Annotated in this window: 8 protein-coding genes; 3 read left to right on the top strand and 5 right to left on the bottom strand. The window is 41.2% G+C overall.

Annotation, left to right across the window (positions count from 1 at the left end; genetic code table 11):
- Nucleotides 1–322 precede the first annotated feature (322 nt).
- The gene (locus Q7J63_RS16780; protein ID WP_304887790.1) at nt 323–1771 is read right to left on the bottom strand and encodes a M48 family metalloprotease; all 1449 of its coding nucleotides are present in this window, start codon (nt 1769–1771) and stop codon (nt 323–325) included.
- Nucleotides 1772–2405: 634 nt separating this feature from the next.
- Here Q7J63_RS16780 and Q7J63_RS16775 point away from each other — a divergent pair.
- The 3 genes from Q7J63_RS16775 to Q7J63_RS16765 are packed head-to-tail and all read left to right on the top strand — an operon-like array spanning nt 2406 to nt 5011.
- Entirely contained in the window at nt 2406–2879 is a 474-nt protein-coding gene (locus tag Q7J63_RS16775) for a hypothetical protein (protein WP_304887789.1), read from the top strand.
- Nucleotides 2876–4285, top strand: coding sequence for a CCA tRNA nucleotidyltransferase (locus tag Q7J63_RS16770; RefSeq protein ID WP_304887787.1), 1410 nt, complete (start codon nt 2876–2878; stop codon nt 4283–4285). Before Q7J63_RS16775 ends, Q7J63_RS16770 begins: the two co-directional genes overlap by 4 nt.
- Nucleotides 4286–4312: 27 nt before the next feature.
- Nucleotides 4313–5011 carry a tetratricopeptide repeat protein gene (locus tag Q7J63_RS16765; protein WP_370691925.1) on the top strand — a complete coding sequence of 233 codons (699 nt, stop codon included), beginning with the start codon at nt 4313–4315 and terminating at the stop codon, nt 5009–5011.
- A 79-nt stretch (nt 5012–5090) separates the two neighbouring features.
- On the opposite strand, the gene Q7J63_RS16760 is transcribed toward Q7J63_RS16765, so the two are convergent.
- The 4 genes from Q7J63_RS16760 to Q7J63_RS16745 all read right to left on the bottom strand — a co-directional run bounded on the left by Q7J63_RS16760 (nt 5091) and on the right by Q7J63_RS16745 (nt 11667).
- A complete protein-coding gene (locus Q7J63_RS16760; RefSeq protein ID WP_304887785.1) occupies nt 5091–5600 on the bottom strand; it encodes a flavodoxin domain-containing protein in 510 nt (169 codons plus the stop codon).
- A 626-nt stretch (nt 5601–6226) separates the two neighbouring features.
- Nucleotides 6227–6676 (bottom strand): GNAT family N-acetyltransferase, encoded by a 450-nt coding sequence (locus Q7J63_RS16755; protein ID WP_304887783.1) that lies wholly within the window; start codon nt 6674–6676, stop codon nt 6227–6229.
- Nucleotides 6677–7186: 510 nt separating this feature from the next.
- Complete coding sequence (locus Q7J63_RS16750; protein ID WP_304887781.1) at nt 7187–9739, bottom strand: TonB-dependent receptor; 2553 nt, start codon at nt 9737–9739, stop codon at nt 7187–7189.
- Nucleotides 9740–10254: 515 nt separating this feature from the next.
- Nucleotides 10255–11667 carry a S41 family peptidase gene (locus Q7J63_RS16745; protein WP_304887779.1) on the bottom strand — a complete coding sequence of 471 codons (1413 nt, stop codon included), beginning with the start codon at nt 11665–11667 and terminating at the stop codon, nt 10255–10257.
- Between the last annotated feature and the right edge of the window lie 442 nt (nt 11668–12109).

Raw genomic sequence — 12109 nt, 5'->3', positions numbered from 1 at the left:
TGGGATACAAAATTAGGTAAAATTATTGGTTTGAGGTCGGTGATTTGGATTAAAATTTTGTTTGCCATGGCAAAGGTCTAGTTTTCAAGTTCCAAAGATTCTTGAAGTTTAGCTCTTATTATTGAAGTATTGATGGCTGAAATTTGATGGTTTTCTTTCCTTTGAATTTTATCGATCGAATTTCCTGCCAGTGAAAATGAAGAGTGATTTGGTTGATAGACCACACATTTGGCGTAAAACAAGGATTCATTTAAAAAAAATACCTCCTTCTAATAAGATTAGAAGGAGGCTGATTTTATTTCTGATGATTCTTTATACAATCTTATTTATCAATTACCTTGATCAAAGTTCCTTTTGTCAATCTGTCATTCAGATCCATTCCATTCAGAATAGCCAGCTCGTTTAACTTTTCTTTTGGCATTCTGAAGCTGAGCAAAGCCGCTTCCAAAGTCATTGGATTGACTACTGTTTTGATTCTCACCACATCTGGTTTTCTGTTTAATTTTTCCGAATCCTTCAGTTCTTTGAAGTTACGCATCGTGCCGGTAAAGGCCTGCTGGTAATTTGAGAATTTCCCAAGTTCGGATACGCCCATGATGTTGTAGATGTAATTTTCAAATTGGATCAAATAGGAAAGCACTCTTATGGTGTTGCCATCTTCTTGTTTTTGATCCGCAATCATTGTGATTGCGGAAAGTCCATTGACGGTTTCTTTTTTCGATTCCACCACTTCCAGTTTGTATTGTTCCAATATTTGTCTTGCTGCTTCATCCAGTGATTTTCCTGCCGCGAGGCTTAGCATCATGATGGCATCACCGCTTTTTGGTGCCATCTGTACTTGTTGGGGTGTGTTTTGGTGATTCCAGCCTGTTGGGATCGGGAATTGGAATTTCAAGACAGGATGATAAAAAACGTTTGCTTCCACAAAACCCTGCTTTGGGTCTTCTCCAAAGACCAAGCCTTCAATTCTTCTTAAGTAGCTTTCACGATTGATTTTTGGGTCTTCCAAATCCAGTTTTTTCTTCCAATCCTCGGCCAGTTTGGCAACTGTTGCGTTACGCTCTACCGGAGAGGGGTGTGTCGACAAAAACTCAGGGATTTCGCTTCCGCCACCTTCAGCTTGTTTCCGCTCAAGGGTCTCAAAAAAGCCAGCCATTTCGGTCGCATCATATCCGATACGCGAGGAATATTCTACGCCAAGCTTATCCGATTGTCGCTCAGCATCTCTTCCAAAACTCAGTAAGGCGATTTGCATTCCTTGCGACATCGGCTCGATGAATTCACCCAATTGGGGAATGAAAATGATGCCTGCCATCATTCCAATTTGTCCCAAAAGGGTGTTTCTTTGCTGAATAACGGAATGGCGGGCGGTAATATGACCAATTTCATGTCCCAATACCCCTGCAAATTCAGCCTCATTGTTGAAATGGGCCATGATGCCCCGGGTAAAATAAACAAATCCTCCTGGGACCGCAAAGGCATTGATTACCGGAGAATCCACGATTTTAAACTCATAGGCCAGATTGGGACGGTGTGAAACTGCCGCCATTTCCAAGCCTTTTTCGGTGATGAATTTTTGCAATTCGGGGTCATTGTAGACACCAAAGAAAGCAACGATTTCAGGATCGGATTGCTGCCCCATACTGATTTCCTGTGCCTCGGACATCAAGACGATTTGCCGCTTGCCCGTGACAGGATTACGCGCACATCCAGAGATGAGGACCAAGCCCAAAAGCATGGTAAATGAAATTTTGAGGGTATGCGTTTTCATATGATTTTCATAAATAAGGTTTTCAGTTTCTTGCAAAAGGTTTTCGGGTCGTAGGTTTTTGAAAAAGGGACTTCCCAATGAGGAAGGAATCTTGCTAATTTCACTCAATTTACCAATGATTGCTACGGGATGGTTTATTATTATTTTGATTCCTTATCAGGTGCGTTACAATTTTTGGTCCAGAACATAAAAGTTGTTCTAAAAAAGAAAGTTGACCTAGGCCTGTCGGACAATTCCCAAAACCAATTTCTTTTAATCCGCCGCTGGGTATGGTTTCTACTACACCCAAATATTGGTGAATTCATCCTGGAATGCTTCATGCAATAAGCCATTTCCAATGGTTAAGGCAAAATCGAATAACGACTTCAAGAGAATGTTTTTGAGATTCGAATTACAAATCCGAAGGATAGGAAGGCGTGGTGGAATACTGCGCCCAGTATCAGTTAAAGATTTCAAATTTTTCGCCAACAACAATTTTTCCTTTGCGGCTTAGTCAATTTATTTTTTTAAAGTGAAAGACAAGCCCCTTTAAAAGACTTTGCAACATGAAAAAAAACCATCTTATCGATAACTATCTTCCCAAAAATGCGATCCTCTCGATTATCTCCCGTATTTTTGGCAAAAAATCAGAAAAGTGGAAATTAGCGCAGTTGTCAAAGTATTGAAGGAAAAGGGTCGTGTCACCATCAAGGAAGGTCACGGAGAAGGTATTGAACTGATTGTCCCATCGCAGTGGAAGGAAGACCTGGATCAGACGGATGGTACTTTTCTTATTTTTGATCTTTTCCAGATCAGGACTTTGGCAGAACAGTTTTCGGAGGTTTCCTTAGATGTGATAGAATTTGCCAGCAAACCCACCATCTACCACACCCCTGTCAATAGGGTTTTGAAAAATGGACCCATAAAGGATGGGAAAGTAAAGTTTTCAATGATCAAGCAATCCTACTGGAACAAATTGCTATTTGCTTTTGGCCAACCTATGGTCGTTCAGAAATCGAAGGCAAAGGAATTTGATTTTGAAACCGAGGAATATTTTCCGCTCCTGAGCGGTGGGACCAAGGAGATTTTTTTGAGCCCTGATGGGGATATCAAAATATTGAAAGGATGAATTTAAAAGACAAGCTGGACCAGGTTGATATTTTTCATCGCGTCGGAAGATGTGCGGATGAATTGGGTCTGGAGACTTATGTAGTGGGCGGGTATGTTCGGGATTTGATCCTCAAAAGGGAAAGCAAGGACATCGATTTTGTCTGTGTTGGCAGCGGAATCGCACTGGCTACCAAGGTTGCTGAAAGCTTTGAGCAACATGTTCCCCTGTCGGTTTTCAAGAACTTCGGCACTGCCATGATCAAATTGGATGATTGGGAGGTTGAATTTGTCGGAGCCCGAAAGGAATCCTACAGAGCCGATTCAAGAAAGCCTCTTGTTGAGGATGGGACACTTCAGGAGGATCAGGAACGTAGGGATTTCACGATCAACGCCATGGCCATTTCGGTCAACGCACATAATTTCGGGGAAATGATCGATCCTTTTGAGGGGATGAAAGACATCAAAAGGAAAGTGATTAAAACCCCTACGGATCCCAACGTCACTTTTTCGGATGATCCCTTGCGGATGATGCGGGCGATAAGATTTGCCTCCCAATTGAATTTTGACATTGATCCTGATACCTTCGACAGCATCATTAAAAATGCGGAAAGGCTTTCCATTATTTCGGCAGAGCGAATCATCGATGAGTTGAATAAAATGATCCTGGTGGACAAGCCGTCCTATGGATTTAAATTGCTTTTTGCCAGTAACTTGCTGCACCAGTTTTTCCCGGAAATGGTGGCGCTCCAAGGTGTGGATTCAGTAGGGGATAAATCCCATAAGGACAATTTCTACCATACCCTCCAAGTGCTGGACAATATCTCCACCACCACGGACAACCTCTGGCTCAGGTGGGCGGCCATCATGCACGATATCGCCAAGCCTGCTACCAAACGTTTCAACGAAAAAGTGGGATGGACTTTTCATGGACACGAAGACAAAGGCGCCAGATTGACCCCGGGAATTTTCAGAAGAATGAAATTGCCAATGGATGAACGGATGAAGTACGTCCAAAAGTTGGTCAGGTTACACCTCAGACCCATCGCTTTGGTCAGTGATAAAGTGACCGATTCTGCCATCCGCAGATTGCTTTTCGATGCGGGAGATGACATCGATGACCTGATGAAATTGTGCCGCGCTGATGTGACTTCCAAAAACAACAATAAGGTCGTCAAATACCTGGCGAATTTTGATAAAGTAGAGCAGAAGATCATCGAAGTGGAGTCCTCGGATCACGTCCGGAATTTCCAACCTCCAGTCTCCGGAGAAGAAATCATGCAGATGTTTGGCTTGGAACCTTCCAAAATCGTGGGTGAACTTAAAGAAGAAATAAAAGAAGCCATTTTGGAGGGGCAAATCCAAAATAATAAAGAGGAAGCAATGGACTTATTGCATAAATTAGCCGTTCTGAAAAAACTGAAATAAGATTAACAAATGCTAAACCGAAACCCGATGAATACAATGAAAACCTTGATCCTGTTGTTTTTCATAACAGGATCAACTGTAATGGCACAACAAGTCCCGGCTGATGAGCCGGAGTCATCGCGCAAGCGCAATGAAACAGACCAGAAAATCTACCAAATGGCGCTCCGTTACAATGATATTGTGGTCGCGAGAGTGAAGTTGTTTGAGTTGATGGATAGAAATCCAACGAATGCCCGCTACCCTGAATTGCTGGCTTCTCTCTATTTCGAAACCAACCAATATGGTTCCGCAGCAGTGGCGGCATTGGATGCCTTGGAGAAAAATGACAAAAGCATTCCGGCATTGGAAGTGGCTGCTTATTCCTTGGAACAATTGGGGGCATTGGACCGCGCCTTGCCACAGTTTGAAAGATTGTATCTTTTGAATGATGATATTTTCAGCCTTTACAAAACTGCCTATTTGCAGTATTCCCTAAAAAGATATGAGGAGGCTTTGAATTCCATCAACATGTTGGTCAAAAACACAAAATCCAATGAGCAGAAATTGGGCTTCCCCAAAGAGGATGATTCCACCCAAGAGGTGTCTGTCAAAGCTGCAGCTTTGAATTTAAAGGGTTTGGTGTATTTGGATCAAGGCAGCAAGGCGGAGGCCAAGACGGCTTTTGAACAGGCATTGGAGCTTAGCCCGGATTTTGAATTGGCAGTATTAAACCTGAAGGGATTATAATTCTGGGCTGACTTCCAAGGATGTCCAAAGATTTTCAATTCCCACAAATACATGCTGATCAGATGGTTTCGTGATGAAACTAGGTGTTCTCAATGTTTTTGTGGGATTTTTCAATTTCAGAAATTTGATTCACCAGACGGTCGATTTCCTCCATTTTATAATGTTGCATGGATGTTTTGGTACCGCTTATGCTCTTGACCATAAAACGTTCGAACCAATTCAATTTTTCAAAATCATATTCTCCGCCAAGAGTCCCGCGGTAAAAGCTATGGCTTTTTAGATTCTCGGGAAAAGCATTTTCCAATTGCGATTGATAATTGGGTTCATTCATTCCGCAGGTAAATAAGGCCAAAGGTTTGGTCAACAGCTCCCTTGAGTTTTCGGAGATGTATTTTTGGACCGAAGCCAAAAGTTTACCGGCATAGATTGGACCTCCGATGACAATGATATTGTATTTTTCAAGGCTTGGTTTTGGGTTGTCATTCAAATCCACCAGGTCACAATTTTCCATTCCGATCTTTTTTTGAATGGTCTTGACGATCTTGGTGGTGCCACCTGTTTTGGAGCCAAAAATGAGTAGTGTCTTCATCGTCTGTTTATTTGGTAGGTTGAATCTGGGGATTTAGCAGCGTTTTAGGAATGATTCCTATCAGCTTTTCAAAAAAAATCAATAAAAAATACACACAAAGGATGGCTATCCGAACAATTTGAATTTGCAGGGAATTTTGTCAATCAAAAAAGTCAATATTCTGGTTTTTCTTCAATGAATATGAATGATTCAAGTATTGTTTTGAAGGTAAATTTTTTGCTAAGAAGCTTTCAATTCAATTGAATCTATTGATTTATTGCTCAAAAATATTTTGGGAGGACATTTTTTATTTTTCCTTCGCTTTCAATTTGTGTTTAAACCCATTTTATGCAAAGCTCATTTTATCCCAGCCTGAAATTGGCCAATTATCAATTGGTTGTTTATTGTTTTTGACTTCATAACATTGGACAATAGATTTTTCTCCAAATAGTCGGTTTTTAAGCAGTTTCAATCCCCATTAGGAATATGAATCCCTATTTTGGGTTAAAATCTGATTTTGTGTAGTCACTCCTTCTCAACCATAAAAAAAAAATCACTCCTTCTAAATTTTAGGGGAGTGAATTCTTGATATAAACCCAATGTGGCTTTATGTTTTTATTGAGAATTATTTAAATAACTGAATTGCGTTAAGGCTTTAAAAAGAATCTCATTTTTTGTTTTCCGGTACTTCCCAAACCCACATAGAATTTGATCGCTCGGACATTGAATTCGGGGGTCTGCCATTGGATATTCACGCATTTTTCTTCTCTGGCGATTTTTTGGATGCGCCTCATGATCTCTTGCCCAATTCCCTTTCCCCTGCAGTTTTCATTGAGATAAAGACAATCCATGTACAAAAAGGGTGCGGCATCCCAAGTGGAAAAATCAATGGTGTAGGTGGTGAAACCTTCCAGTTTTCCCTTGATGTCCACTACCCAACAATTCAATTTTTTATTTTCCCCAAAAATGGCTTTCCTCAGTCCTTCCAATTTCCCTTCTGGAGAATACTGGGCTTTTTCATGGGCCGCATGGGCTGCGCAAAGTTGCACCAATTCGGGTAAGTCTTTTTCTTCACAAGGTCTGATCAAATAATCCATAGTGTTTTCGGCTTGAGGTTTGTCAATAGTTGTTAAAGCCTGAAATTAGGCCAAAAAAAATGATTTCTCTAAAAATTGTTGGTGAAAAACTTCTAAGAAATTGCTTCAGATGAATAAATGAAAAAATAAAACATGATCAAAGCTAGGAATGACGCAATCAATATGCTGATTCCCATGATTTTTCTTAGATATGAAAGGGGATAGCTTTTTTTGGCTCTTGTCAGTTCCATTCTATTTGTAAATGGAATATATCCCTGAACCAAAGCAAGAGAGGTCAGGAAATAAGCGCCAATAAGAAACAACAGGCTGAAGAAAGATTCCATTTCATTGGATTAAGTAGGGATAGTCAAAAATATGACAAATAGTCCAAGATAGGAAGATAGATTAAAAGCATAAATGATTCATAATAAAGGCTTAACGAAATGGTAATACTAACCTCTATCGAGCCCTTTTTTTTGTCAAATATTGACTTCGGGACAATTAAATCGGGGTGTATACTTTGTCAAAAAATCAAAAGCGAACGGTAAACTGTCCTCCAAGGAATCGAGGGGGACCAGAAATAAATGTCGGAAAACCAAAAGCCAATCCGGTGTTTCCGGCATCAATCAGATATTGTTCTCCCAAGAGATTGTTTCCGTAAAGGGCGATTTCATATTTCCCATTTTCCAAGTTCAGCCCCAACCGGCAATTCAATAAACCAAAAGCTTTTTGCTCGATTCCAGGTTGATTTTCCTCTTCAAAAAACACTTGAGACTTGTAAGTATAGGAGGGTCTAAAAAAGAAATGGTGATTTTTCCAAATTGGGATTTCCACGGCACCCCCTAATGAAAAGCTGTGTTTGGGTGTCAATCTGAACCTGTTTCCGGCCAATATTTGTGGTCTTCCTTCTGAATCTTTTTCGTCGAAAGCCGCATCGATCCACCCATAATTGGAAAAAAGACCAATTTTTTCTGTTAAAGCGAATTTAACGGAAGTTTCAAGTCCCAGTGCGCTGGCATTTCCCCCATCCCGGACGAGTGCACGCAGCGTTCCATCTTGGATTTCTATCACCTGCGTTTGGAAATTGCTATAGTGATACCGGAAACCAGCGATATCAAACTGTAATCTTTGGTTATCGCTCATCAATTTATAGCCCATTTCATAGGAAACGACAATTTCCTGCTCCAGTTCTTCCGAGCCCTCTGCAGTCACCTGGATGACATTGGGTCTTCTCCCTCTGGACACCGACAGGTAGCCATTTGAGAATGCATTGATCTTGTATCCAGCAATGAATCTTCCCACCCAGGATAGAAATTCACCCTCTCCGACGATTCTTCCATCGGTAGGGGCGATGAGCAGGTTTGGCGCTGAACCAAATGCCCCATCGAGGAGTAAGCCTACTGTGGAAGGGCTTCCCAGATACCTGCCCGCATAGCCATTTTTCACGCTTTCAAAAGTCCCCCGAAGACCAGCTGTCAGAGATAATTTATCGGTGATTTGATAAGTGCCATCACCGAAGATTTCAAGGGCGTTTACTTGTCCATAGTTTTGAAAATTTTCCTCATGAAATGATTTGAAAGGAGGAAGTCCGAGAGCGGATAAATTGGTAGAGAGCATTTCATTTGCGCCTAAAAACGGCTTTCCATCTGGTCCATAAAGAGGGATTGTCGGAAATTTACCTCCCGATGCGACCCTGACCAAAGGGCTCAGCAAGGCGATCATGGCATTTTCATTGGTCTGAAAATTCAGCATCTGATTGCCTTTTTCATGGAAAAAACTACCGCCCAAAAAACCAGTAAGCTTTTGCGAAGCATCGGTACTGAATCGGATTTCCTGACTGAACTGGCGGCCATAGGCATTCTCTCCAAAAAATAGAGCGGGTATATCTGACCCATCTGCATCAAGACTTTCCTGGGTAGAAAACTCCCTAAATGCACTTGTGCTATTAAAAGACCAGCCGTTTCCAAGCGAATGCTCGATCAATACCGTGCTTCCCCAAACTGTCCGAAGGGAGAAAAGATCCCTTCCCTTTTCAAGATGGGCCGGACCAAATGGGCTTATGTTTTCGTTTGGAGAAATCAAGCTACCACTCACAAATCCAGTTCCTGGATAATCATCCTTTTGCCAATTGGTGATGATGTCAATAGTGGTTTTACCCGAGGGCAAATACCGGAATGCTCCCCTCAAGGCGGTGGTATTTTTGCCGTTGAGTGTTCCGCCGGCAAGATTTTCTACATAGCCGTCCCTTTTGTTGTATTGGCCGGAGGCTCGGAAAAAAGCCTTTTCGGAAACAGGAAAATTGAGGTATCCCGAAATCAGATTTTGATTGAAATTGCCATATCCAGCGGTAATCTTACCACCAAAATCATTCGTTGGTTTGTTTTGGATAAAATGGACGGCCCCAATTTGTGCCCCTCGCCCAAAGAGGGTTCCCTGTGGACCTTTGAGGACCTCGACTCTTTCCATGTCAAATAACTCGATAACCGATCCTCGGGATTTGGAAATGGAAACCCCATCCTGAAAAACGGAGACCCTCGGCTCGACTCTTGAATCCCCATTATCCGAAGTGATTCCTCTGATGACAAAACCGGGATTGTTTGGGCTCTGTAATTGGACTTGAAGCCCGGGGACAAATTCAGCAAAGGCATCAAGGTCTCTAATGTTTAAATCATCAAAAAATTTACCCTCAGTGGATGAAACAGCAATAGGGACATTTAAGATGGATTGTTCTCTTCGTTGGGCTGTGACAGTCGTTCCCTCCAAAGAGTAAACGGATTCTTCCAAAATCACTTCAATAGTGATTGATTTTCCTGGAACGGCTGTAAATGAGATGGCTTGAGTTTGGAACCCAATATACCTAATGGAGATTTCGTGGGAACCTGGCGCAATGTTTTGGATTGAAAAATGTCCTTTGGCATCGCTTATGGTTCCTTTCTTAGATTGGGCAATTGCTATCGTTGCTCCGGCAACACTGTCCCCATTTTTGTCTTTTATGGAACCACTGATGCCGCCATGATTTTGAGCCGCGGAAGAAAACCCAATGCCAAACAAAAAAATGAGGAATGCAGCAAAGTGAATTTTCATAAACGGAGGTAAAATTTTTATTACAATCAGACACTCAATCAAGTTGAGGCAAAGACGTAGAATTATCGTCGAAAATTAATGAAAAGGAAATGATATTGGAGGATTAAAATCGGAAATCTGCATCAGATTCTCCAATGAAAATGAAACGGCAAGAAAATAAGACTATTTGGATAATAGGGTAGAGGCCTGATATGGCAAAGTTAAAAGTAGCAAACAAAGACTGATTATTACGTGCTACAACCCGTTTTATGCATTACGAATGCCAATCAATACTGTATTTATCTGTTGATTAGTTAGTTGTCGGCTTTTATAGGCTTCACCATATCGGTGTCAGGAATTAGTCTCCCAATTGTCTGATTTTCTTTCGGTTTCAATATCCTAAAAAAGGCCAATGCATATTTCGGATTTAAGGCTGGAATTGAATTGGCATTGTATAAAAACGGTTTGAAGTGACAAAAAAAAACTCCCGCCATAAATTTCTTTACGACGGGAGAAAAATAATAACTTGCTTCTGATTATTTGTCGAAAAGCTCGATGTTCTCTTCGATCATCCTTCCAAACCTCACTTTTGATTCCATTGAACTTCCGATATCCAGTCTGTCCACCAAATTCATCCTGCCACTAGGTTGCGCGGTGATTTTTCCAATGGCCAACTTCAACAAGTATTCATTGGTGTCGCCAAGAGGTAGGAGTACAGGCTGGCTCAATTCGTTTCCTTCTACATCGGCAGGAAATCCGTTTCCATAATCAGATTGGTCAAGGCTGTTGAAACTTCTGGTGACAATCGGTAAGATCCCGTAGTTGTTTTTTGGGTTTTCCTCATCCTCCAGTGCTATTGATCCTACGTTTTTCCCAACAGTCCTTCCACCGATCACAACCACGTCCATGTAAGGTTTCAATCCATTGATGATCAATTCACTGGCTGAAGCAGTTCGGCTTGAGGTGATGATGTAAATTTTGTTTCCGGATAAAATTGGCCCCAAATTTTGGGATTTGTTTTTGAAAGGAGTGTTGTTGTTTTGAAATTGGGAAAAGCTCATCAGAAAGCTGTTGTATTTCGTCTTGGAAAAAACATCTGTTGATTTCACATTGGGCGCAATAAGACTTGCCAAGTTCACAGCGCTGGATACAAATCCACCTCCGTTGTATCTGAAATCCAAGATCAAATGGTTGATTCCTTCTGCTTTGAATTTCGCGAAAATTTCGTCGGCCTGGTCATCATATCGAGTGGGTTGTCCATCGATGCCTGGTGCAAAGAAATGGTACACCGCATAGCCTATTTTTTGATTGTTGATGGTATAAACCGTATCCAGAAAATTAGGGTTTTCAGCAAGAGAAACCGTCTCTAAAGAAACCGGAGCCTGGGCTGAATACTGTCCGGTAACGGCGTTGTATCTCAGGAAAGTGATGCTGTGGGAATCTCCAATCTGTCCAAGTAGCGTTCGGTAATTGTTGAGGTTCATGGATTGGCCATTGATCTGGTTGATCACATCACCGCGTCTGACATCTTTTGAAGCAGCCGGACTGCCTTTTTTGATGTAGGTGACAAAAGCCAAAACATTTTCATTTTCATTGCTTTCCCTTACCAAGGAAAACTCATACCCAGCTTCCTTGTTGATTCCTTGTAGGCTATTGATCAACTCCTGATAATCAGGGTAGATTGCCGAAAACCTATCCGTGGGTCTAAAGAGTAGGGATTCGTAATAATCTTCTGGATCGGAGCTCGATGCAATTGGGGTTTTCATATCGTCCAACCAGAAATAGACTTCGTCCATTACATCTTTTATCCATTTATTGACGGCCACATTCGGGGAATCTTCTGCAACGATCGGCGGCTCCACTTCTTCCTTGTCCTTACAGGAATTTAAGCTGAAAATAATGCTGAGCAAAACCAGCGCTTTTAGGGAATTTCTAAAGTAAACTTTCATATTCTTATTCCATTTTTCTATTCAACCAATTTTTCATAACCAGGGTTTAATATTAACGAAATCTTACAAAAAAATAAATGAATTTTTATTAATTAAATCTTTATCCTGTTTTATGCGCAACCAATTCCATTCCCACTTAATTATTGCCTGATCATCAGTCTGGTGTGCCCTATTTTTGATTTCTTCATATCGGTACTATGCCACATCCTTCAAATAGTCTGATTTTCCTGAAATTTCGATCCTCTTGGGAAACGGGATGCATATTTTAGGTTTATGGATATTTGGTGAAACCTCACCATTAGATCAAACCCGTATTGTGCAATGTCAATTCAATTTCAGGATATAAATGAATAATAATCAGTCATTTGAAGATTGGTTTTGACATCACCGAATAGGTAGAATGGCTTATTTTCCAAGCAACCTGATTTTCTTAAAGTTTCAA

This window comes from Rhodonellum sp. (assembly GCF_030656585.1).
Classification (GTDB): Bacteria; Bacteroidota; Bacteroidia; order Cytophagales; family Cyclobacteriaceae; genus Rhodonellum; species Rhodonellum psychrophilum.
The sequence above is the reverse complement of the archived record's forward strand: the minus strand, read 5'-3'. Positions and strand labels throughout refer to the sequence as shown.